26 protein-coding genes are annotated in these 24,045 nt (G+C 33.3%); 11 read left to right on the top strand and 15 right to left on the bottom strand.

The features are described 5' to 3' along the window. Positions 1-495 precede the first annotated feature (495 nt). On the bottom strand, positions 496-1,914 hold the full coding sequence (locus tag JVU85_RS07015) for an aminotransferase-like domain-containing protein (RefSeq protein ID WP_142019998.1): 1,419 nt from the start codon (positions 1,912-1,914) through the stop codon (positions 496-498). A 173-nt stretch (positions 1,915-2,087) separates the two neighbouring features. On the opposite strand from JVU85_RS07015, the gene JVU85_RS07010 reads away from it, so the two are divergent. Further along, positions 2,088-2,705 carry a LysE/ArgO family amino acid transporter gene (locus JVU85_RS07010; RefSeq protein ID WP_107376739.1) on the top strand — a complete coding sequence of 206 codons (618 nt, stop codon included), beginning with the start codon at positions 2,088-2,090 and terminating at the stop codon, positions 2,703-2,705. A gap of 576 nt (positions 2,706-3,281) precedes the next feature. Here JVU85_RS07010 and JVU85_RS07005 read toward each other — a convergent pair. The 4 genes from JVU85_RS07005 to JVU85_RS06990 all read right to left on the bottom strand — a co-directional run bounded on the left by JVU85_RS07005 (position 3,282) and on the right by JVU85_RS06990 (position 7,242). Next, complete coding sequence (locus JVU85_RS07005; protein WP_002509620.1) at positions 3,282-3,944, bottom strand: ABC transporter ATP-binding protein; 663 nt, start codon at positions 3,942-3,944, stop codon at positions 3,282-3,284. Positions 3,945-3,958: 14 nt separating this feature from the next. Continuing rightward, the gene (locus JVU85_RS07000; protein ID WP_107380089.1) at positions 3,959-5,008 is read right to left on the bottom strand and encodes an ABC transporter permease; all 1,050 of its coding nucleotides are present in this window, start codon (positions 5,006-5,008) and stop codon (positions 3,959-3,961) included. Between the two features lie 97 nt (positions 5,009-5,105). Then, complete coding sequence (locus JVU85_RS06995; protein WP_002509622.1) at positions 5,106-5,483, bottom strand: BlaI/MecI/CopY family transcriptional regulator; 378 nt, start codon at positions 5,481-5,483, stop codon at positions 5,106-5,108. Further along, on the bottom strand, positions 5,476-7,242 hold the full coding sequence (locus tag JVU85_RS06990) for a BlaR1 family beta-lactam sensor/signal transducer (protein WP_239441179.1): 1,767 nt from the start codon (positions 7,240-7,242) through the stop codon (positions 5,476-5,478). Before JVU85_RS06990 ends, JVU85_RS06995 begins: the two co-directional genes overlap by 8 nt. An 89-nt stretch (positions 7,243-7,331) precedes the next feature. Here JVU85_RS06990 and JVU85_RS06985 point away from each other — a divergent pair, with 89 nt between their 5' ends. Beyond that, entirely contained in the window at positions 7,332-8,180 is an 849-nt protein-coding gene (locus tag JVU85_RS06985) for a class A beta-lactamase ARL-6 (protein ID WP_087587938.1), read from the top strand. 215 nt (positions 8,181-8,395) lie between these two features. Here the strand turns inward: JVU85_RS06985 and JVU85_RS06980 are convergent, their stop codons facing one another. The 3 genes from JVU85_RS06980 to JVU85_RS06970 all read right to left on the bottom strand — a co-directional run bounded on the left by JVU85_RS06980 (position 8,396) and on the right by JVU85_RS06970 (position 11,149). Further along, on the bottom strand, positions 8,396-8,821 hold the full coding sequence (locus JVU85_RS06980; protein WP_204172199.1) for a MaoC family dehydratase: 426 nt from the start codon (positions 8,819-8,821) through the stop codon (positions 8,396-8,398). A gap of 153 nt (positions 8,822-8,974) precedes the next feature. After that, entirely contained in the window at positions 8,975-10,219 is a 1,245-nt protein-coding gene (locus JVU85_RS06975) for a Glu/Leu/Phe/Val family dehydrogenase (protein ID WP_002509626.1), read from the bottom strand. A 288-nt stretch (positions 10,220-10,507) separates the two neighbouring features. Next, positions 10,508-11,149 (bottom strand): FMN-dependent NADH-azoreductase, encoded by a 642-nt coding sequence (locus tag JVU85_RS06970; protein ID WP_204172198.1) that lies wholly within the window; start codon positions 11,147-11,149, stop codon positions 10,508-10,510. A gap of 80 nt (positions 11,150-11,229) precedes the next feature. On the opposite strand from JVU85_RS06970, the gene JVU85_RS06965 reads away from it, so the two are divergent. Together JVU85_RS06965 and lepB are read left to right on the top strand one after the other, a co-directional pair. Then, entirely contained in the window at positions 11,230-12,165 is a 936-nt protein-coding gene (locus JVU85_RS06965; RefSeq protein WP_204172197.1) for a helix-turn-helix transcriptional regulator, read from the top strand. A 160-nt stretch (positions 12,166-12,325) separates the two neighbouring features. Next, on the top strand, positions 12,326-12,925 hold the full coding sequence (gene lepB / locus JVU85_RS06960) for a signal peptidase I (protein WP_204172196.1): 600 nt from the start codon (positions 12,326-12,328) through the stop codon (positions 12,923-12,925). A 340-nt stretch (positions 12,926-13,265) separates the two neighbouring features. Here lepB and JVU85_RS06955 read toward each other — a convergent pair whose 3' ends face one another. Beyond that, entirely contained in the window at positions 13,266-13,649 is a 384-nt protein-coding gene (locus JVU85_RS06955) for a VOC family protein (RefSeq protein ID WP_204172195.1), read from the bottom strand. Positions 13,650-13,670: 21 nt separating this feature from the next. After that, a complete protein-coding gene (locus JVU85_RS06950) occupies positions 13,671-14,075 on the bottom strand; it encodes an SRPBCC domain-containing protein (protein WP_204172194.1) in 405 nt (134 codons plus the stop codon). Between the two features lie 159 nt (positions 14,076-14,234). Here JVU85_RS06950 and JVU85_RS06945 point away from each other — a divergent pair, with 159 nt between their 5' ends. Then, positions 14,235-14,609 carry a VOC family protein gene (locus tag JVU85_RS06945; RefSeq protein ID WP_021459352.1) on the top strand — a complete coding sequence of 125 codons (375 nt, stop codon included), beginning with the start codon at positions 14,235-14,237 and terminating at the stop codon, positions 14,607-14,609. Positions 14,610-14,769: 160 nt separating this feature from the next. Here JVU85_RS06945 and JVU85_RS06940 read toward each other — a convergent pair whose 3' ends face one another. Beyond that, positions 14,770-15,897, bottom strand: coding sequence for an epoxide hydrolase family protein (locus JVU85_RS06940; RefSeq protein WP_002509633.1), 1,128 nt, complete (start codon positions 15,895-15,897; stop codon positions 14,770-14,772). A 239-nt stretch (positions 15,898-16,136) separates the two neighbouring features. Between JVU85_RS06940 and JVU85_RS06935 the strand changes: the two genes are divergently transcribed. Then, positions 16,137-16,889 (top strand): poly-gamma-glutamate hydrolase family protein, encoded by a 753-nt coding sequence (locus JVU85_RS06935; protein ID WP_021459353.1) that lies wholly within the window; start codon positions 16,137-16,139, stop codon positions 16,887-16,889. A gap of 176 nt (positions 16,890-17,065) precedes the next feature. Here JVU85_RS06935 and JVU85_RS06930 read toward each other — a convergent pair whose 3' ends face one another. The 4 genes from JVU85_RS06930 to JVU85_RS06915 form a co-directional block, all read right to left on the bottom strand. Next, on the bottom strand, positions 17,066-17,245 hold the full coding sequence (locus tag JVU85_RS06930; protein ID WP_021459354.1) for a hypothetical protein: 180 nt from the start codon (positions 17,243-17,245) through the stop codon (positions 17,066-17,068). A gap of 1,041 nt (positions 17,246-18,286) precedes the next feature. Beyond that, entirely contained in the window at positions 18,287-18,820 is a 534-nt protein-coding gene (locus tag JVU85_RS06925) for a CHAP domain-containing protein (RefSeq protein WP_021459355.1), read from the bottom strand. Positions 18,821-19,682: 862 nt separating this feature from the next. After that, positions 19,683-20,243 carry an LOG family protein gene (locus JVU85_RS06920; RefSeq protein ID WP_204172193.1) on the bottom strand — a complete coding sequence of 187 codons (561 nt, stop codon included), beginning with the start codon at positions 20,241-20,243 and terminating at the stop codon, positions 19,683-19,685. Position 20,244: 1 nt separating this feature from the next. Beyond that, positions 20,245-20,772, bottom strand: a complete 528-nt coding sequence (locus JVU85_RS06915; RefSeq protein ID WP_204172192.1) for a DNA topology modulation protein — start codon at positions 20,770-20,772, stop codon at positions 20,245-20,247. Positions 20,773-20,932: 160 nt separating this feature from the next. On the opposite strand from JVU85_RS06915, the gene JVU85_RS06910 reads away from it, so the two are divergent. The 5 genes from JVU85_RS06910 (at position 20,933) to JVU85_RS06890 (ending at position 23,904) form a co-directional block, all read left to right on the top strand. Continuing rightward, positions 20,933-21,475 carry a GNAT family N-acetyltransferase gene (locus JVU85_RS06910; RefSeq protein ID WP_107376750.1) on the top strand — a complete coding sequence of 181 codons (543 nt, stop codon included), beginning with the start codon at positions 20,933-20,935 and terminating at the stop codon, positions 21,473-21,475. Positions 21,476-21,839: 364 nt separating this feature from the next. Next, on the top strand, positions 21,840-22,283 hold the full coding sequence (locus JVU85_RS06905; protein WP_232197760.1) for a LytTR family DNA-binding domain-containing protein: 444 nt from the start codon (positions 21,840-21,842) through the stop codon (positions 22,281-22,283). Continuing rightward, positions 22,280-22,738, top strand: a complete 459-nt coding sequence (locus tag JVU85_RS06900; RefSeq protein WP_204172191.1) for a DUF3021 domain-containing protein — start codon at positions 22,280-22,282, stop codon at positions 22,736-22,738. Before JVU85_RS06905 ends, JVU85_RS06900 begins: the two co-directional genes overlap by 4 nt. Positions 22,739-22,743: 5 nt before the next feature. Then, complete coding sequence (locus tag JVU85_RS06895; RefSeq protein ID WP_142020022.1) at positions 22,744-23,202, top strand: DUF4188 domain-containing protein; 459 nt, start codon at positions 22,744-22,746, stop codon at positions 23,200-23,202. Positions 23,203-23,571: 369 nt separating this feature from the next. Further along, positions 23,572-23,904, top strand: a complete 333-nt coding sequence (locus JVU85_RS06890) for a hypothetical protein (protein WP_204172190.1) — start codon at positions 23,572-23,574, stop codon at positions 23,902-23,904. Positions 23,905-24,045: the final 141 nt, after the last annotated feature.

Genomic DNA, 24,045 nt, shown 5'->3' with positions numbered 1-24,045 from the left:
ATGTGTCGCGCGTACACTTTACGTGTAATCATATTTAAAGCTATAACTACGAGCTCCACTTTATGATTTAACCGTCACACATAATCGCTCATTAGTTATACACTTTATAACAATTACTTTTTTGTAATTATTATAATCTATTATATCAACTTTTCCTGTATTGTCGATAATTTTATATTATTTTGTTGATTAAATTGATAATCATTAGATATAACTGATAATTATAATTAACGTCTACACAAAAGGGAGTGGGACAGAAATCTGATTTTGAAAAAATGATTTCGTCGTCCCACCCCGGCAAGGATGACTAGCATTGAAAAAAGCTTGGTTTGAAGCGCATTTTCAATACAGTCAGCTACTGCCCATATGAAAATAGACTAGGACGAATCAATATTGTCCTAGCCTCTTGACAGTATAAAATATCATTTTTCAAATAATAGTAAAAAGAACAGTCAACATGGAGCTCCTCATTTTCACAAAATAGGTCATTTGCCCTTAATGTTGATGCTGCATTATCAATTCTGCCAAACATTGAATGGCTGGCTCCATATCTTGTTCAGCGATATAGGCGTAAGAAAAACGTAAATATAGTTTGGCTTCATTGTCATAAATTTCACCTGGATAAATAATTAATCCTTGCTCAAGCGCTTGGTTGAATAGTGTTTTCATATCTATAGGTACCGTCAGCTGAAACCAAATATAAAAAGAGCCTTGAGGTTGTTGCCATGTACCACAATCAGCTAGATATGTTTCTAAACATTGAATAAAATGTGCACTTTTACGCTGTAATCTCTGCCGTAATTGTATTAAATGATTATGATAATATTTAGGTTCTGTTAACCACTTTTGGGCGATAAATTGTGCTATAGAGCTGGCACCATAGTCATTTTGCATTTTCAAATCTGCTAAATGACTAATGACACGCTCATCACCGACAATCCAACCTACACGCAAACCAGGACTTACCGTTTTGGATAAACTTCCTAAATATAATACATTATCGTTATTGTCGAGCGCCTTCATTGGTAACGGTCTGTCACCCTCAAACCATAAATCACCATACACATCATCTTCAACGATAGGTATACCTTGTTGTTGGCATTGATTAATAATTTTTTGCTTTTGTGTCTTACTGTACGTATGTTGTGTAGGATTATGTAACGTTGGAATACAGTAAAATATACTATGCTTATACTCACTATTTGCACGAAAAATATGATTAATATGTTGTTCTATTGTTTCTATTTGTATCGGTAACATCTTTGCTTTCATACTATGCCACGTATGCACAGAATTAATATACGATGGGGTTTCAATTAATACTTTAGACTGTGGTACTAATAAACCATCGGCAATTAACTTCAACCCTTGTAACGCACCTGACACGATACAAATTTGCTCAACATTACAACTAATGCCTTTGCGTGCCAAATGCTCGACAACAGCATGACGTAAAGCTAATTTCCCTTTCGGTGGTTCGTAATTAGTTGTTAACGCGCCTTCCACATCTTGTGCGATTATCTCTTTAAACAAATCATTAGGGATTAATTCTGGTTCTAATTCACCAGTTCCCGTGCGTATTAAGTGTGTATCAAATTCTAACTCATTAATTTTGCGAATATAATATTGATTATTTTGTGACCTGCTATGGCCAAAATAATCATGCCACCGTATATTATCTTTAACATATTGATTCCATTTGTACTGCGAAACGTAGACACCACGTTTTTCGATGCGATCTATTGCACCGTAACTTTCCAAAATATCAAATGCTTCTATGATTGTAGAACGATTAACTCGATACTGTTGCGCAAGTACACGTTGACTAGGTAATTTATCTCCTGGCCGTAAGCTATTGTCAGTCATTTGCGCTAAAATATCATCAACAATATATTGGTACTTTGCTTGCTTCATTTTGCACTCTCCCTTGGTTGGGATTTTAATTCACAACTGGTTGGTTTATTTGAATAATAGTTATTGTATCATATAACCATATTAGCTATAATTCACATTCCATTATAGCTACAACCATCCAATCTGGTTGGTTTATATCGGTTTAAAATACTTCATGAAAGTAGAGGCATATTATGTTACAACCTATACTACACGGCTTTTTACTCGCTTTAGGGCTCATTTTACCCTTAGGTGCACAGAATGTCTTTGTCTTTAATCAGGGGGCAAACCATCGCAAATTAATACATGCCGTGCCTGTCATCGTCACTGCCGGTCTTTGTGATACGTTACTTATTATCTTAGCGATTTTGGGCGTTTCGTTAGTTTTAATGTCTTTACCTGCATTACAATTAGTTATCTATATTATCGGCTTGATATTTTTATTTTATATGGCTTGGTCACTTTGGCATGAACAACCAAATAATTTGGCTCAACAACACTCAATGTCAGCTAAAAAACAAATAGGGTTTGCGCTGTCCGTATCATTATTGAATCCACATGCCATCATGGATACTATTGGTGTAATTGGCACTAGCGCATCAGTCTATACTGGCTCAGATAAACTATTATTTAGTCTGGCTACTATTCTTGTATCGTGGTTATGGTTTATCTTACTAGCTATACTGGGAAAATTACTAGGCTCAATAGATAAGACTGGTAAATACATCTTACTGTTGAATAAAGTGTCGAGTATTATTGTGTTAATTGTTAGCATAATCATTATTAATAATATAATTCGTTTATTATCGTAATGACATCTATAACAAGATATATAAAGTCTCTGACTTTGTTGGCAATTTTTGTGCACGCATTCCGCGGGCACTGCCTTAGCCTGTAGTCTTCGGCTAGTGCTCTTCCCGCAGGAGTCGCCCCAAATCACTGCCAATATTATAATTTATGAATTGAAATCGATAGTGTTTATTATGTTATATAAATCAAATGACAATTATCACATAAAGTCGATGTGAAATTGAATTTAGACTTTGTTTAAGACTGTCTATAAAGTCTCTGACTTTGTTGGCAGTTTCTGTGCACGCATTCCGCGGGCACTGCCTTAGCCTGTATTCTCACACTATTTCCCTTCGGGCGTCAGCACGCTAAAAAATTAGTACAATAAGTTAACCAAGAACTTGGTTATTTCTTAATATCATTAAGTATACAAAATTTTATAAAACTAAAATAAACGTCAATTTCTATATTTTCTCAATAGAAATTGACGTTTATTTTTAGTCAGGTATATTTATGTCCGGAACACTTAATTATTGTTTGTCATTAAATTAAAAGTCCAGAATACAAGGCTATTCCACAGAAAAGTATTTCCTAGTACCTTACTTTTCTGTAAGTACGCCGTCCTCCATATGATAGACATGATCACAATACTCTGTTAAGCGCTCATCATGTGTCACAACAATACAAGTTTTATTCAGTGCTTTCACTTGTTGCTGTAAAATCTCCATGACAGCAATCGCATTTTCGGTATCTAAAGCTGCTGTTGGTTCGTCAGCTAAAATTACGGATGGTTTAGTGTACAAGGCTTTGGCTATAGCTACACGTTGTTTTTGACCACCTGAGATGTCGCTTGGTAATTTGTGTTGCACGCCTGTTAACCCCAACTGAGTCATCAGGTTGTTATATTCACTTTGAGACATAACCTCTTGTTTTTGTTTACGTAATAATTTGAACTGTTGACTCACATCTAAAAAGGGCACCAAATTCGTCGCTTGTAAAATAAATCCAATTTCTTGTAACCGTGTACGTGCAAGTTGTTTTTGATTCATCATAGAAATAGCTTGATTTTGAATAGTAACTTCTCCAGATGTCGGTGTTTGTAAAGCACCTACTATAGTTAAAAACGTACTTTTACCAGAACCAGATGGGCCAACAATGGCATTTAATTCTCCTTGTTGAAACGTAATACTAGTAGGTTTGACCGCTTCTATTATCTGATTGCCATCTTTAAATGATTTCGAGACATTCTCACAAATTAGCATACTGTATCCTCCTATTACCCAATCGCTTTTAATGGGTCAATTTTTCTAATAGATAAAATTGAAAACAAACTACCTAGTAATGATACTAAGATTAAGACGATGCCAAAAATGAGTAACGTTAAAACTTCAAACTTCACCGGTACCGCTTCAGGTAGAAAGAGACTCGTTAGTAACGTTAATCCTAAACCTATAACCGTGCCGATACAAGCTAATATAAACGTTTGTGCTACTACTACTTGTGCCAAGTAACTATTCGTAAATCCTTGTGCTTTTAAAACACCAAACAAATGCGTTTTTTGTAATGTAATAACATAAAGGAAAATGCCAATAACAGTAGCAGAAATAACAAATAAAAACGTAATCATAAAGTTTAATGTTAAGTTTTGTGCTTGATAGCCTGGCAATTGTTCAATGAAGTTATCTATAGACACCGCTTCTTTATCATTCTCTAGTTGCTGTGACGACCAGTTATCATCTTTAACGACGACTGCATTAGTTTGGTCATTTTGTAATTTCGGATTGATATTTGCTATTGTATTATTATTCGTAAATAGTACTGGTGAAGCATTGTATTTAGCACTTTCAGTAAAACCAACTATTTTCAATTTTTCGTCCGATTGCGATAACGTTAAAGTATCATCAATTTGAAAGCCTTTTGTTTTCAATGTTTCATCAGCAACAACCTCATTATCGGCTGTGGCTTGACGGCCATCAATCAAATCAGGCATTAGAAAACTATTTTTTGTCACACCAAAAAGCAATGCATTTTCTTCGACATCACCATTAGACGCAATAACACCTGTCTGTTTCAATGTCGTTTGTTTATCATACGTACCTTTCACATCATCTGCGTTAAACAACGATTGTTCCACTGTTTGATTTGCATCTTTATTTAAAATAATAGCGTCAGCATGCCATTTATCTATGCCTTCTCTATTCATATTCATTAAGCCATTGGCTAAACCCGATAATAAAAACAGTAAATAACTTATCATAATTAACACACCAATGATCAAACTGAATTTTAATTTATTGCGTTTGATTTCATTCCAAGCTAAAAACATAACTCACCTCTTCTACTTACTAATTGCTGCTTCTCCATCTTACACTTTCTACTAAAACATTTATAGTTACGCATCAGTATTACACGTCAACAACTTATCATTTATCAAGGTCTTCCAATAAATCATGTAATTCTTGAAGGTCTTGTTCATTTAATTCTTTTTGTTCAACGAAATTTAATACTAGGGATTTCACATCACCACCATAGAGTTGATTAACTAACGTTTTAGTTTTTTCATATTTCATATAATCTTCCTCCACTGTTGGTGTGTACTGATAAACGCCATCTTGTTTTTCCCTAGATAACAGTCCTTTTTTATATAAACGCGTAATTAATGTACGTATCGTCTTTTCATTCCACGCTTTAGACTGTTGTACTTGCTCAATAATATGATTCGCAGATAAGGGGGACTGTGTCCATAAGACATTAATAATTTCCCACTCTGCATTTGAAATATCAGGTGCTTTCTCAGTCATTAATTATTCCTCTCTCCTTCAAAATAGCCTTACTTATAGCTTTAGCTTGTGTTCCTGATGCATTTGCTGCTCCATGTACATGTGTTGAAAAGTAATATGTGTTATTAGCTGTTGTCACATATCCTGTATACCAACCATTTTGTAGTTTGCCATTTACTTTACCAGTACCTGTTTTCCCATAGAGTTGCGCTTTTTGATAGTCTTGTTCATGTAGCAATGTATCTAAATAAGCAACATCACTTGCGCGAAAGTCTAACTGTTGTTGTTTTACCGTTGCTAAAGTTTTCACTTGTTCTAAATTAGAAACTTTGAGGGCATCTTCTTGCCAGTATGCAGATGCATTACTCAACGTTTCATTACCATAATTTAACTTTTGTAGATAGTTACGCACCTCTTGGTTACCCAATTGTTTATTCAGTTGTTCAAAATACCAATTTACTGAATAGCTAATAGCACTCTGGACATCTTGATCACGTTCCCATTCAGCAAAAGGATATGATTCACCTTGCCACTGTTTTGTAGAGTGTTGTGCTGATATTTTCTTTTGATCTAATCCAAACAGAGCTAAATATATTTTAAAAGTCGAATCCGGTGCAAAGCGTTCTCTACTCCCTGCCTCATTATAAACAGCGTACTGTTGTCGTTGCTGGTCAAATAATACAAAAGAACCTTCTAATTGGCGAAAATGTTCATGTTCATCTATGTGTCTTAAATTATCTAATGCCTTTGTGTAACGTCCATTAGCATTTTCTTGTGCGCCTACTAAAGGTATTTGGACTATTAATAAACTAGAACATAGTACTACACCTATCATCAAAAGCAAACGGCGGTGTGTCTGTTTATGAAAATTTTTGATTTGCAATATTCTTTGTTTTAGTTCTACTTTTTTTCCACTGAATGACTGAACATAGATACTGTGCTCTTTTTGTACTCTAGACATTGTACTAGCAATAAGTGTCTGTCCATATAATTTATACTCTGCTGGTTGCAATTGAGTTAATACTTTTTGGTCTGCAATCAATTCACATTCTTTTTTCATATGGCGACGCACATAATAAAGTATGGGATTAAACCAAAAACATTTAGTTAATAAGTTAATAAACAATACATGTAAGGGATCTTTGCGTTGAATATGCGCTAGTTCATGTAGCATCATATATTTGCATACTTGTGCACTAAAGCGTTGATCCATATTGGTCGGTATAATAATCCAATAACCTCCCCACCAAAATGAAACAGGCGTTTCCACTAGAGGACTCTCTGCTACAGATATGCGTTTATGATCACTGTGTAACTTTACTATATTTAAACTTTCACCCTCGCTAATCGATACTGTTGAGCGCACCAAATTGCGCAGTTGTAAACAGCCACGCACAAAATACACAATCCCTACAAACACGCCTATAAGCCACAATATCGTTACAAGCCACGTAATAGCTTCCCAATTCATTTGCGTTGTATTTAAAGTATAATCTTTTGTTTGCGACCAAGCATTGGGTGTACTCGTTGCTCCTGTTGTAGTTGCAGATTGACCAACATCACCCTGTTTGTGCGAGCTCACTAATCCTCTAATCCATTGCTGAGGTAATAATGGTATAAACATCGCTACGTAAACTAAATACCACATTTTATAGCTTATAGTGCTATGCCAGTATTTCGTACATATCGCTTTAAATAAATATAAAAAAGCATAAACTATTACCGCACTTAATGTACTCAATATTACAAATTTCAACACTCGCACATTCACCTCTTTCATTATTTCCCATGATACTTGCTTGACTTAAATATTACAAGTGTAATATAATCATTCACGAAGATTACATTTGTAATATTTAGGAGGTAACTATGAAAAAGTTTTTTACTATCTTTGTCTTACTCTGTGTTTGCTTCGCTTACACAACTGCTACTGCTTCAGCGCAAGGTTTAACTAAATTAGAACATAAAAATGATGCCACAGTAGGTGTTTATGGCATTAATACTGCTACTGGACAAACTTATTCGCACAACGCTGATACCCGTTTTGCTTATGCATCAACTTTTAAAGCCATTACGAGTGGGTTATTATTACAGCAAAATTCTCCTGAAGCATTAAACAAAACTGTAACAATAAAAGAATCAGATATCGTGGCGTATTCACCTGTTACCGAACAATATGTCGGAAAAACAATGACCCTACGCCAATTAATTTCCGCTGCTATGTTACAGAGTGACAATACTGCTAGCAATATCATAATGGAACAACTCGGTGGTCTAGATCAGCTTTCGTCTCGCTTACAAGCACTCGGTGACACAACAACAAACCCACAACGTTATGAACCCGAATTAAATAACTATGATCCACAAAGTACGGCAGATACATCAACACCTCGTGCTACTGCCCATAATTTGCAAAATCTATTAACAACAGATGCCGTTGCACCACAACAGCGTAAGTTTTTACAAAATTTAATGTTGAACAATAAAACAGGTGAGAGTTTAATCAAAAAAGGTGTCCCTAACAGTTATAAAGTAGGTGACAAAAGTGGCCAAGGTACAACTTATGGCACGCGTAATGATGTTGCCGTCATCTATCCAAAACATCAAACAAAACCAATTATTTTAGTCGTCTTTACGAAACATCAGCAACAAGACGCACAACCACAAGATGAGTTAGTTGCACAAGCAGCACGTCATGCAATACATCAGCTCGATTAACTTTAAGAATTTACGCAGACAAATATTTATTAATTATGCACTACTGTATCGCAACTGATTATTTAAATATTTACACTAACCAACAGCACTTAGAGCTGGAACATGATTAATGTCCCAGCTCTATTTTCATACCTTGTTTTGATTATTAAGAACACATACCCACCAACATCATACTACAATGCTTCGACTAAGCAGCTGCCTATATTTATTAATATTTAACGATGCATTAAGGCCGTCACTTCACCTGCAAATACCTTCTGCTCATTTTGATTATAAGTATTTAACGCAACCGTCAGTCTCCCCGTAGTCTCTTTCATATGAGTTTTATCGATGACTTCCACTATGACATATAGGCGATCATCAGGATAAACAGGTTTCATAAATTTAACATTATTCATTTCAGTTCCTGCTATAACTTCTGAACCATACTTACCTTCTTCTACCCATAATTTAAAAGTCAATGCCAATGTATGGATGCCCGAAGCAATGATACCTTTAAAGCGCGTATCTGCTGCTTGGTTTTTATCAATATGCATATATTGCGGATCATACATTTGTGCAAATTCCATAATATCTGCTTCTGTTACTGTATAGCTTTGCGTAGTATATGTGTCACCTATGCCAAACGCATCTAAATTCATCCTCGTCTCTCCTTACGTTTAGTTATTACCTACAAGTGTATCAAAATTTCATTATATATAGAGAAGCCACTTATGTTATTAAGGGCAATAATAAAAAACCTATATTGTGTTTATATGTAATTATAAACACAATATAGGTTTTAAGACATTTGTTTATGCCCAACCACGGAAACGAGTTGCTTCTGCAGTACGTTTCACACCTATAACATAAGCCGCTAGACGCATATCAATGTTACGATCTTGCGCTAAATCATAAATCGTGTTAAACGCTTCTACCATCTTCACGCTTAGGCGCTCATTAACTTCTTCTTGAGACCAATATAAGCCTTGCTTATTTTGCACCCATTCGAAATAAGATACTGTAACACCGCCAGCACTAGCTAACACATCCGGTATTAATAACACATTTCGTTCAGTTAAAATACGTGTTGCTTCTTTAGTTGTTGGTCCATTCGCAGCTTCTGCAATGATACTTGCTTTAATTTTATGTGCATTATCAATTGTAATTTGATTCGCAATAGCTGCTGGAACTAAAATGTCACAATCTACTTCTAACAATTCATCATTAGAAATAGTATCATCAATCACATTAGTAAAGCGTCCATGTTCAGCACGCAATTCTATTAAACGATCAATGTCTAGTCCATTCGCATCATATACACCAGCTAAACTTTCAGAAACGCCGACAATTTTAGCACCTTTATCGTACAAAATCTTTGCAATAAAACTACCAGCATTACCAAAACCTTGCACTACAACTCGTGCACCTTTAATGTCACGTCCCAAACGTTTAATTGCTTCTTCTATAGTAATTACAGCACCTAATGCAGTAGCTTGTTCTCTTCCTTCAGAACCGCCAAGCGCAACTGGCTTACCAGTAATAAATCCAAATGCATTCGCTCGACTGATTTTACTATATTCATCCATCATCCACGACATTATTTGTGCATTTGTATAAACATCTGGTGCTGGAATATCACTATCTGGCCCCACAAACTGAGAAATTGCACGAACGTAACCACGAGATAAACGTTCTAATTCTAATTGACTTAATTGACGTGGATCACAAATAATTGCACCTTTACCACCGCCGTAAGGTAAATCGACAATACCACTTTTCAAAGTCATCCACATAGAAAGTGCTTTTACTTCCTCTTTAGTAACATCTGGATGGAAACGAATACCACCTTTCGTTGGTCCTACAGCATCATTATGTTGTGAACGGTAACCTGTAAATGTTTTTACAGTACCATCATCCATTTTCACTGGAATTCGTACCTCTAGAAATCTTAATGGTTCTTTTATTAAATCAAACATACCGTTATCAAAACCTAAATTATGTAAAGCTTCTTCTATAATTTCTTGTGTAGAAGATACTAAATTACTATTTTCTGTCATATTCACATCTCGCCTCTTTCTTAATTTATTACTTTACTTTTCATTCTCTTTTGAAATAACATTGCCTTTAACAATGAAATTTTGGCATTACTAAAATTAACTTAATAGTTAGAAAATTCAGTAAATAAAGCCGGAATCATCATTTTACTATTAAAATCGTCAAATGTAAACTAGACTACAAATAATCATAATAATTATATACAATAACATATATATCTTTAATAATTCATCAAAGAGCATAAAAATGCGTAACATCACTTTAATAAAGCTTAGTTACGCACGCTATATTTATATATTATACATAGTAGATAGTGGTGTTGTTAAGTCATTAGCTGCTTGTTGCATTACAGTTGCTTCATCTGTCGTAGCAGTATCTTGGGCACGCACAATATGCAAAGCATCAAATCCCATTATTTCTTCAAACATACCTTTCAAGTAATGATATGAAAATTCTAAAGCTGTATAACGATCATCATTAGTGTACACCGAACCACTTGCTTGAAGTAGCAATGCCTGATAGTCATCAGTCATTAAACCTACTGAACCCGTATCAGTATATTTAAAGGTTTGTCGCGGTACTAATATATTATCCATATAATCTTTCAACCGAGAAGTAATATTAAAATTGTGCATTGGTGTCACAATAACAATACGATGATGGGCTTTAAATTGCGCTATTAATGCTTTCGAGCGTTGCGCAATTTTTTGTTCATCACGTGTCATTTCTTGCTGCTGGCTTTCTTTTTCCCATATTTTTAATAGTTGCGTCGTTTCAATACGAGGAATTTCAGTTTGATATAAATTTAAGATCTCTACTTCTTCAGCTGGACAGATGGTTTGATAATGCTGCAAAAATAACTGTTGTAGCTTAGCAGAGAAAGTTGTTTCATTTTGATAATCGGGATGGGCATTAATAATTAACGTTTTCATTGAACATACTCCTTTAAACTTGATAAATTAAGTATATCGCTCAATGGTGTCAAATAACGAAACTTTTGAAAGGAGAAATTATGAAAAAATCTGAACGCTTAAATCAAGAGTTAATATACTTAAGTCAAAAACATAGTTTTCATCTAAAAGAACTAATGTCTGAATTTAATATTTCCAAAAGTACAGCCCTCAGAGATATCAATGATTTGGAAGCAATGGGCTTAAGTCTATATGTAGAAAATGGCCGTTATGGTGGTTATAAAATTTTATCTCAAAATTTATTAACTCCAATATACTTTAATAACAACGAAATGCTAGCCATTTTTTTCGCTTTAAAATCATTAGATTTGTTGTCTAGTACACCTTTCGAAAAATCATACAAACAAATTAGAGAAAAACTGTACCACACGATACCAACTCAATTAAAAAGTGAAATTTCTACTGTTCTAGATTTTATTCAATATTATAACGCTTCAACACAGCAACAAACGCTTTATCTGTCCGACATTTTAGACTCGATTATTCACGAATACACTTTGCATATTAGCTACAACCAACACCAATGTATAGAAACCGACATTCAAGTGTATGAGTTATTTTATCGTAACGGCGTCTGGTTTTGTAGTGCGTTAGATATACCAAGTGAAACGTGGGGAATCTATCGTTGCGATTGCATTTTAGAACTACAGGCTAACACCACTGATCACCCTAGTTATGCACGAAGTACTTTGGCCGAATTTCAAACACAATACGAAGATACATATCACGATATTCCATTCAAATGTAAACTCTCAACCTTTGGCGTCGAATTATTTACTAAAAACCACTACCCTAATATGGAATTACAATATATTGACGGTTCTCCCTACATCGTAGGCGGCTATAATATAGATGAATTAGACTACATGACTCATTATTTAATGTCTCTTGGTACACACGTCGACATTATCTATCCTGAGCAATTAAAAAAGAGTTATTTACACCAAATGCAGAGCATTATTGCGCGTTATCATTAACCTTCACTGTCACTTTTTAGCATAGTAACTTTGCACTTATATACAAATCGTCAAAATAATATATCTTACGCTTCAAACTGTTTATATATTAATTTAAGTTATTTATTATTTTTGGTAATATTATTTAATAATACTATATTAAAATCGAGGTTATTTCATCATGCGTAAAAATGTCATAGAATGGCTTATTGCAATTGTTATCGGCATTAGTATTGCTTGGATAGCTACGACATTTATTTTTAGCAAATATCACGTCAACGGCGATTCGATGTATCCAACATTTAAAAATAATGATCGCTTACTTATCAACAAATTCTCCATTTCTATGGATAGTTTTAGTCGTGGCGATGTTATTGTTTTCCATGCTACTAAAGACAAAGATTATATCAAACGATTAATCAGTATGCCTGGTGATAAAGTACGTTATAAAAACGATCGCTTATATATTAACAATCAGTATGTTAAAGAACCTTACCTCAACTATAATAAGCAACATAAAATTGGCAATCAACTTACTGAAGATTTTGATACTGCAGATATCGAACATGCTAAACAGCAACAAACTATTCCTAAAGGTAAGTATTTAGTGCTCGGTGACAATCGTGCAATTAGCAAAGATAGTCGTAGCTCATTAGGCTTAATTGAAAAAGAAGATGTCGTCGGCAAAGTCTCCATGCGATATGCTCCATTAGATCGTTTGGACTTTGGTTTTTATGCTGATTCTTTTGATAAAATTAATAAAATATCCGCGATAGAATAACTGCTTTATTAGCACTGATTGCCATTTAGCATAATAACATTGCATGATTTACACACTGTACTCCAACTGGATATAAAACAAAGGAGCGAATTCTCAAAATAAAAAGTTTACGATTTTGACCGTTGTGTATGCTTGCCTATAACTATAATTCAAACATATAGTTTCTCTAGCTGCTGCACGTTACAAAGTGACTTGTGTAAAAATACAACACAGCTCCTCTTACACTATCGAAGTAAATTGCTATTGTAATTCCGAATAAAGAAAACGCCAATTTCTAGTTTATCGCGCTAGAAATTGGCGTTAATTTTTTAGTCAGAGCTCTGAATGTCTCTAACTCTTTTTATTGTTCAATTAATTGAATTAAGTTGCCACATGTATCATCAAAAACTGCTAGATTAATACCCTCAACTTCTTTAGGCTCAGTAGTAAATTGCACACCTCTTGCTACTAATGCCTCATACTCTTCAGCTAGATTAGAAGTCGCAAACATCGTAACTGGAATGCCGTCATTAAACAAACCTAATTGGTAGTTTTTCGCGACAGGATGCGCATTAGGTTCTAAAACAATTTCTACTGGATTGTCACTATTGGGTTCAGTCACAGTTAACCATTTAGCATCGCCCATATCTATATCATGTTTCAATTCAAATCCTAATTTTTCGGTATAAAAATCACGTGCTCGTTCTTGGTCTTCTACAAAAATACTTGTTGCTACAATTTTCATGTTTAACTAACTCCTTTATTCTTACTGTAATACCGCTCTAATTTTAACGCCATGTTCTATATATGCTTTTAAGCAACTTAACATGTAAACCCATCCTTCCTTTTGCCCTAACATAACCTCTAGTTCATCCGAATCAAAACCATTTTCCGTAGTTGTTACTAATGTTGCACCATCTTGTTCGGTAAAAGTAATCGTTACAGTTTTGTCGCCCCAAGTAAATGTAATATATTGATTAGGTACTAACTCCTTAATATTGATAGTTACTTCAGCGTTATACTCTGCATATATTAACGTTATTTCTTTTCCTTCTGACCACGACTCTGAGCTAGAAGAAAACCAAAATCCTCCAATTTCATCCTTATCCACAAACGCTTCAAAAATACGTTCTGCAGGTGCAGCAATCGTCATTTTCGTTACAATATCCATAAAATTCCCCAATCTGTTAAGAGTTATTTACACAGTATAAGTTATTAACGTTTTTATCTTAACTCAAACATTACTCTGTATCAGTCTCATGAGTACCACAGAAAACTAATGGGTATACTTACATTGTATTAAAACAACATTATTAGAGGAGATGTTGCAATGATGAACCACGTAGCAGAAATAATGGTTTATGTTTACGATCATGATAAAGCGATACAATTTTGGACTGAACATTTAAATTTCAGCATAGTTGAAGATACAGAAGAAATGGAGATGCGTGTAGTCAAATTACGACCAAGCACACAAGCACAAACGCTCGTTGTCTTACAAGACAAAGCGAAAGTTGATGCCATGGATATGGGAGTCAGTACAACGACACCGTCATTAATTTTTTCTACAAATGACTTTGACCATCTCTATCAATCGCTAACAGAACAAGGGGTTAATGTAGGTGAAATAATGACATTACCTATGGGAAGAGTATTCAACTTCTCAGACTATGAAGATAACTATTTTGCTGTTAAAGATAATTAATAATTGAGCAAGCAATGCCACGAGTTAAATAATCATTGTACTTTTACTTAGCTACACAACTTAATCCCAACAATTGAACGCTCAGTAGTATAAAACACTTGAGCGTTCATTTATATATTAATAGTGCGCTTAAGAAAGAAAATTGACTCAAGGTCTTTTGCTATTCTGTCCATACAGTCCGAGTAAATGCCATAATTTCATTCACAAAAAGTTTAGGTACTTCCATTGCAGTGAAATGTCCACCTTGTGCTACTTCGTGTAAGTATGTCAAATTATAATGTTCTTTCACATAAGTCGTCGGCGGTAACATGACATCTTGTTCAAATAATGAAATACCGGTCGCCACAGTTAAGTTCGCTAATGGTAATAATTTAGTCGCATTTTCCAAATAAACATTGGCAGCTGTAGCAGCACAATTCGTCTCCCAATATAAATACACAAGGTGAATCATGTCTTCCGGTGAAAGTAAACTGTCTCCATTTTGATCTTTACCACTCCATGCCCAATATTTTTCACCTAACCAAGCCAACAAACCCACAGGAGAATCTGAAATACCAAATGATAGTGTTTGTGGTTTAGTCGCTTGAATTTCCATATAGCCTGTTTCAGTTTCAAAAAACGTTTGCGCACGTTCTTGGTAATCAGCCTCTTCTAATGAAAGACTATGTGTTTTCTTCAATAATGGTCGTATGATTCCTACATCAGTTAAATGTAGTCCTAACAACGCTTGTGGACTTTGTGAAGCCATATATCGTGCGACACTTGAACCTACATCCCCACCAGATATTATAAAAGGACGATCCCCCACTGCTTGTTTCATCAGTTGTACTAAAATTTCAGCAATCTCTTCATTGCTTACACCATGTTGGAATTTAGAAAAGCCAAACCCTGGTAATGAAGGGATAATGACATCATAAGATACTTTTTCACCATTAAGCGTAAAGCCTTGAGTCAAACTATCAATCACTTTCGTATAGCGTAAAATACTATCTGGCCAACCATGTAATAATAACAATGGAATACGACGTTCGGTTTTACCATGTTCATAAATAAAATGCAGATGCTGTCCTGCTACTTCTGTTTCATAATGATTAAACTGATTTAAATGACGCTCTAAACTCGACCAATCATATACATTCAACCAATAATCTGTGAGTTCCTTGACTTGCTCAATAGAAATACCATTATTAATGTCCTCATCTAACTGCACAGGCCATTTAGCATATTCTAGCTTAGCACGTAATAAATTCTTGTGAGCCTTAGAAAAATTAATGGAAATTCTTTTCATCTTTCATCCCACCCTCTTATCATTTTCGTAAGTACTATCACTTTATTCACTAGCAACAACATTTATATTTAATTATGTAACTGTTTAATTAGTTGCTTATTCCCTAATTATTGAATTATATTTATATTTTATTTATACCCCTTTAAGAACTAGAAATGGTAATAACTTGCTTGATATTGTAAAATACAGTTTGCATAGTGTAATAAACACTATGGGATTGTATGATTAAAGGAGTTAGTATGAAACACTTTAAGAAATTATATGGCAAATTGTATTATGTAATTCTATTTATTATTATTGTAGTATTTTTAAGTGGCTTATATTGGTTTTATATTACGAAACAACAAAACACTAATAATAACGATATTTATGATAACTTTGCAGCTTTAAAAGCTGACACAAAAGAAGGTAAAGATTGGCAAATCAATGTCAAAGACACAGATGACAATATTTTAATAACCGCTATTCATGGTGGCAGTATAGAACCAGGAACTTCAGAACTAGCGAAATTAATTGCCAAAAAAGGAAGCTTTGGACTCTACAGTTTTGAAGGATTACTACCTTCAAACAATCGAAGCTTACACATAACTTCTACGAATTTTGATGAACCCAAACTACTTGATATTATTGAAAAATCAGAAGAGGCTATATCTATTCACGGCGTTGATGAAAGTAAAGAAATTGTTTACGTTGGTGGCAAAGATACAAAAATGGCCAAAGCAATAAAGCAAGAATTAGAAGACAAAGGTTTTAATGCAACGCATAGTCCGGAGATGATAAATGGTAATTCCGGCGATAATATCATTAATAAAAATGAATCGAAATCTGGCGTGCAATTAGAAATTTCCAAAGGGTTGCGGGAATCTTTCTTTGAAGACGATGATACCGATTTAGAGTCTCGCGAAAACACTAACAATTATCGACAGGACATGTATGATTTTGCTGAAGCCGTAAGCCAAGGCATTAAAGCTGGCGAGCAAGCTAAAAAATAATTAACTATAAAAGAGCACAGGACATAAATCCCCATACTCAAAATAAGCGGACCAATCTATATTAAGGATTGGTCCGCTTATAGTTAATTTTATGATTTTAATTGTTCATGCTTGCCTAGTGTAAGGTTTATTTTATAATCAGAGCTATTTATATCCCGGACGCTTCATAATTCATACTACTTATCCAAAGTAACATTAATAATTTGTCCTACAAGTGCGAAAACACCAAGTACAATACAGACTACCCCAAAACTGATGAAACTTTGTTTTTTACCTGATCTTTGTTGAGAGGTTTTTTTACCTACGATTAATAAAATCAGCCCCACAATGATGAAAACTATTGCTGTTATCAACATATAATTCCTCTCCTTAATTTACATTTCTTAGTCAATCATACTATACCCGCTCACTTTTAATCATTAACTTTTCACCAAAATTAAAAAAAGACGCCATCGCGTCTGTCATTTCTATCCTCTAATTATGTTTGCTTTTATGTTTAGCTTCCACAATATTTGATATACAACTGGTAATCATTATTAGTATAGAAAAAATAGTAATACCTAGCCAATCCTCTATACCACAAATTACTATCATGAATAGAAAAATACATAATGCCAAAACTATACTTTTAAGAATACTATACATATAGCTCTTCATCTCAATCTACTCCTATAACTAAAAAGGCAAGCACTCTTGTACCTGCCCCAAGACTTACAATAGTTTGTTATTAGAATCAGTGAAAAGAGAGAGTATTCAAAAAACTGATTCTAACAATATTATATATATTGCAAACTTACTTTTGCAACGCTTTTTTTGATATATATACAATTATTTTTTGTTACAAATAAAAAAAGCCACCCGAAGGCGGCCAAAAGGGCGAAAATACAACTAATGTGTATCTTCAAAGTTAAGCATAGCAAAAATAACAACACAATACAATAACTCTATTTTTATATTTTGAGAAACTTTTCTGTTTTATAGCTAACATAGAAGAGGTAAGTATATAAAATTATATACTTACCCCGGTTGTTGTCTGAGCAGCGAGGCCTATTACACTTATAGACCTCTTGTTAATTATAAACTTACACTTATGAATTGTGCAACTTAATTTCTGATTCTTAATAAAATTCACACAATTTGTTCAATGATTAATACTATGTAGCACCACAAAATAACGATGACTATAACTATATCAAACTTAGTTCAATCATGCGTCTTTAGATAGTAATACGCATAAAAAAGGACGAGTACTAGATAGCACTCGCCCCAAAAATAGATAGAATTATTGTCTATATTTAATTTAATGTAAATTTAATGTAAAGTCAAGTAAATGATCAATTAAATTTAAAATTTTCCTAAATAAAATCATTAACTTAATTTTGTCATTAACCCTTTTATTATTTATATTCCGGGCGAATAAACCACATTTCACTTTCATAATCATGAACTACTCTATGTGCGACTTCTTCTTTTTCAGCACCTTTGCCTTCCCAGTTTTGATCTAAAGATTCAAACTTTTGATAGTTACCATCTTCATTACCATTTGTGACAATTGCCGTGTGACCAGCGCCCCCACCGTAATTTTCATTAAAAACTACGATATCGCCTTTTTGTGCTTTAAACCCTTCTGTACTTTTATGTACTGTTGCTTCACCATCAAAATTATTTTCCGTTGGGATGTCTTTAGCATAATCCCCTTCCAAGCCATGACCAAACAAATAATCCCATTGCATGTTTACTAAATCAAAACATTGCCAACCATATTCATTGTCATAGTCCCAGCCTTTTCCTTCTAATGATTCCGCATAGTCCATTGCTTCTGTATGTGTTACTTTTGCTGTTGCTTTTGCAGTATTACCATTACTTTGCACAACGACGTACACTAACATTACAGCAATCAATAGACATGTATATGTAACAACCTTAGTCATAATAGTTTCCTTTCAAATAAATAATTTTATAATTAATTGTTTATTTTTTTATTAACTAAATTCCTAATAAACCATAACACAGTGACATAAGCTACACTATTACATGAGTATAAAACTATATTACGTTTTTATACCTATATGTAATGAATTTAATACGTTACCAAATAAAATTTTATTAGCACTTTATTTTTTGTTTCTAGTAGTGATAGACAAAGCGTATTCTAATCACTTTTAAATTAAATGACCACACATTAAAGACGTAAAAGTAGTTCTCTTTTCCTTGTAATAGTGTCATTCAATCATATTGTTAAAACAAATAAATAGTTGTCTATTCAATTTTTAATATATCATATATGTTACAATGTTTTAATGTCACTTAGTTTTCATTTTCGTAAAGTTTTATTAAAAAGATTAATAAAATAAGAACACTCTTTTCAAGGTGGCTCACAGTCAATTTTCGACTTTGTTGTCAGTTTTTTGGTGCACGCTTTCCACGGGCACTGCCTTATCCTGTAGACTTCGGTGAGTGCTATTTCCGTAGGAGTCTGCCAAAAGTACTGCCCAGATTATTTATTCAAAGTTTATTCGCTATCAAATAAACCCTTCGCATTAATTAGCGAAGGGTTTGTTTACGTTTTGAGAGCATTCTCTTCAGAGTGCTCAGACTATTAAAAATACGTACAATATAAAAAAGAGAGACACACAATTGAACAGCACGCTGATCAATTGTAACTTTAAAAATACTGGATATTCTGTTGATTGTAAACGTTCCACCAATAAACAGTAATAATTAGTGTGCCAAAAGTAAAATGATGTCTGTTAATTTCACAGTAAAACTTTCATTCAAAATTGTTTACTATAGCTAGTACGTTCTTACTGTCGGCGATTTATAATTCGCAATAAAGTCTTCAATTTCATCAAAAGCATCAGAAAATAAAATCTTATCCCTATCTTTTTGTGTTAAAAATGCGTTCGTAACCATTTGATCGTAGAATTGTTGGATCAAATCGTAATAATTATCAGTGTTAAAGAAAATACAAGGATTGTTATTCTGGCCTACTCTTGTCCATGAAACGACTTCTGTAATTTCTTCTAATGTACCTGGGCCTCCGGGTAGGGCAATACAAACATCTCCTTTTGCTAACATCGTTTCTTTTCTTACTGACATACTGTCTACAATAATAAGTTCATCTAATTGATCATGTGCTAATTCTCGCTCTTGTAAAAATGTAGGCATAACTCCAATTGTCTTGCCGTGATGTTGTATTACTGTATTGGCTACAGTACCCATTAAGCCTGCATTGCCCCCTCCAAATACTAAAGTGTGATTATTTTTAGCTATCCATTCGCCTAATCGAACCGCACTGTCTTCATATTCTTGTTTGTTTCCTTTACTCGCACCACAATAAACGACGATATTCATGTTAATTCTCCCTCTCATTCTCAATTTTCTTAGCAACTATAAACACTTTAACTGCAGCTGGACTCGTTAAAATATGGACATTTTGCTGATTTACTGTTTGCTTTATTGTGTTTAAAATGTACGGTTTACGCTTTTTTGGATAATCCCAAATGTACTTAATAAACTCTAGATTAAATCTTTCTTTACATCCTTCACCCATATCTTTTCGTGTCTTACCTAAATTTTGCAATAATCTTTTAGCTATTCTAAAAAGGCAAATTTTACGAGGCAAATCTAAAAAAATAACAGTATCTGCTGCGCTTAGTCGCTCTGCTAAACAAGCACTATAACTACCATCTATAATCCATGATTGTTTGGGTATGATGTTTTGTAATATTTCTTCTTGTTCATCCTCACTTGTCATTATCCATTTAGGCTTCCAAAAAAGCACATCTAAGTGATATAGCGGTAATTGCAATTCGCTAGCTAATGTGCGACACAAAGTAGATTTTCCTGAACCAGAAGAACCCATAACAACAACTTTTTTCATTAACATCACCCTCTATGTATACTGGATTTGAAATTAATTGTACATGAGTACCTATATGTTCACAATTTTTAATTTATCCAAATTACACCTACTCCTGTTCACCACTATAGCAATTTAGTGTAAACTTAAACAATACAATGCAGATGAAATGAGGGGTACAATGTTCAAAACATATATTAATAAGCAATTAAGTTTAAAAATATTAGAAGAATCCGACACTCAAGCTTTATTTAATGTCGTCGATGAATCTCGTACATACTTGGCTGAATGGTTACCATTTGTTAATTTAACGAAAAGCAGTGATGATACGAAACAATTTATTAAATCAGCATTACAACAATTCGTTGCACATGATGGCTTTCATTGTGGCATTTGGTATAACGATAAATTAGTAGGTGTCATCGGTTTACATTATATAAATTGGTTAAATGAAACTACCTCAATTGGTTATTACCTACATCAAGACTACCAAAAGTTAGGTATCATGACTGAATGCACACAATTTTTAATAGATTATTGTTTTACAGAATTAAAGCTTAATCGTATTGAAATCAGTACTGCAACACGAAACACGAAAAGCCAAAACATTCCTAAAAAACTTGGTTTTACACAAGAAGGCATATTAAGACAAAATGAAAAATTAAACGGCTCATATTCAGATAGCTATGTTTTCAGTTTACTGCGTAGTGAATACAATCGCTAAAATGTCCCCTTCTGATATTGTGAGCACAAGCAGCTACACCTAGTTATAACACTATGCTTAGGTGTAGCTTTTGTTATTTCTTGGGAAATATTCTTTATTGTCTACACCTTATTTAAAAGCGACGCCATTATTTATATCGTGTTTTTTCACACAATCCACTTTTATCGTACAACTTGTCACCATTACATTTTAGCTACTCATATGTACGAACCTCATACTTTTAATTACGTACTATTGTTAACCACTACACAATGAATCAGAACTACATCACCATACCACTTAGCTTGTATAGTGCACCACTTGTTCAATTGCTATAGTAATTTTGTTATAAATTTGATTAACTTACTTTAAGGGGGAGACGGAATTGAAAATTCAAGTTGACTATAGTGAACAAATGACACACGATGAATTGCTCATTACATGTAATAAACACAACTATGATATCGATAAATTATTGACTCTCATTAATGATTTTTATAATCAGCCAAGTTACCAAGTTCGTGATCTCAACAATGATATTTATTTTATTGCGCAACACGATATATATAGTTTTCGTTTTGAAAATAGGTTACTAAAAATTTATACATTAAAAGGTACTTTTATTTTAAATGAACGACTTTATAAAGTTAAAGAACATTTAGCAAGTCATTTTTTACAAATATCTAAATCTGAAATTATCAATACAATGTTTATCGATCACTTAGTTTTAAATAAAAACGGCATTATCGAAATTATATTTACCAACAATGACTCTACGTATTCTTCCAGAAGATATTTAAAGTCTATTAAGGAGGCATTAAAATTATGAAACGTTTATTGATGGGAAGTACTATGGGCATTGCACTAGGGGTTTTAATCTCTATAATATTTTCACTGATCTTTGCTGATGGTAGCTATGACCCAGTCAATCCGCATTCTTTTATGGGGGAAATCTACAATGAACACTTAACTGAAATCCAAACATTTATTATAGCTGTAGTGATTTGGATATTGTTAGGTATTACTTTCAGCACGAGCAGTTTAGTCTTTTCACATTTGCGATATACACGAGTAAAAACCACCATGCTTCACTTTATCATCATGCTTTTTATCTTCTTTCCTTTAGCAATACTAGCTGGTTGGTTTCCTTTCAAAATCTCGGCAATCGTCATATTTATTATAATATTTGTGATTATTTATGTAGTGATTTGGAAAATACTTAATACTAAAAATCAAAAAGATATTGAAGCTATTAATAAACAACTAAAAAAAGCAAAGGACTGATTAGTATGAATAATGGTAGATACACTGTTTTACCTCATAAAGATGTAACTGTATTTCTTATAGGCATGCGTGTCAACAAATGGTTCGCAGTTCACAAATGGCTACCAGTCTTTTTAGCTATGCCACCAATGATGAAAGAATTAATGAGTGATAAATCACTGGGGTGCTTATCTTTCGAAATGTTTTTTAAATATCGTGGAAATATAGTAGTGCAATATTGGGAATCGAATGACAAGCTACTCGCCTATTCAAAAATGCCCAATCATCTTAAAGCTTGGAAAAAATTTATGAAACGTACTCAAAATAATGATGCTGTTGGATTTTATCATGAAACGTATAACGTCAAAGCTCAAGCATATGAAAATATTTATATTAATATGCCAGACTTTGGTTTAGGAAAAGTTGAACAGCCAGTAAAAGTAAATAAACACATACATTCAGCCAAACAAAGATTGAAATCATGATGCTATTTTAATTAAATATGCTAATGTTTGTAGTTTTAAAAATACGAATTTGATCTTTTCATATTTGATTACACCTCTCACATTATCTGAAACGTGAGAGGTGTAATACTATGTATAGATTTATTAAAGTGCCAGTACAAAATTTTTATTCTACTAATACATTGTAATAAATCATTTTTCTTTCTAGGGCTCTTCACATCAAGTGTTATAATAATTGCAGGTGTTGTTACTTTTTGTATAGTCCTATTTACATTGGGAGTATACTCTATAGTTAAATGTTAAGAGATAAGATAGGTGAAAACTATACTATATCTATTATATTTTTTTGTTTATAATTACATAGATAATTTACCTAATGATGCGGAATATATGAACCCTTTAGTATTAACACTAGCAACATTATTCTTTGGTACTTCAATGAAAGCTACATACGATATACTAATCAATATTTATTTTGGTTTTGAAGAAGATATTCCTAAGCATTATAAAAAAGGAAAAGTTCAAATACATAGTTTTATTGATTTTATATCTATTGGTTTTGTTTTGATAGTTATAGTTAAGTTTATTAATAACTTCACAATTGCACTTGCTATTACTATTTTCTTTGTAGCTTTTCTAATGTTAACTGCTTATATGTACTTATCAAAGAAAATCTTAACTAAGAAGAGTAATTGTAGTGAAAAAGAAACAAAATCATATTAGGTATAAGGCTAATTAAGAAATACAGAAATATCTCAGTTAACTATTTTTGCATTCCCATTCACTATGGTGTTATAATATGCGTAACGAAAATAAGTATTCACTTATACACCAATCCCCTCACTACTGTCATAGTGAGGGGAT

Source organism: Staphylococcus sp. GDY8P72P (genome assembly GCF_016890655.1).
GTDB classification, from domain to species: Bacteria; Bacillota; Bacilli; order Staphylococcales; family Staphylococcaceae; genus Staphylococcus; species Staphylococcus arlettae.
This window is presented reverse-complemented; position numbering and strand designations above follow the sequence as displayed.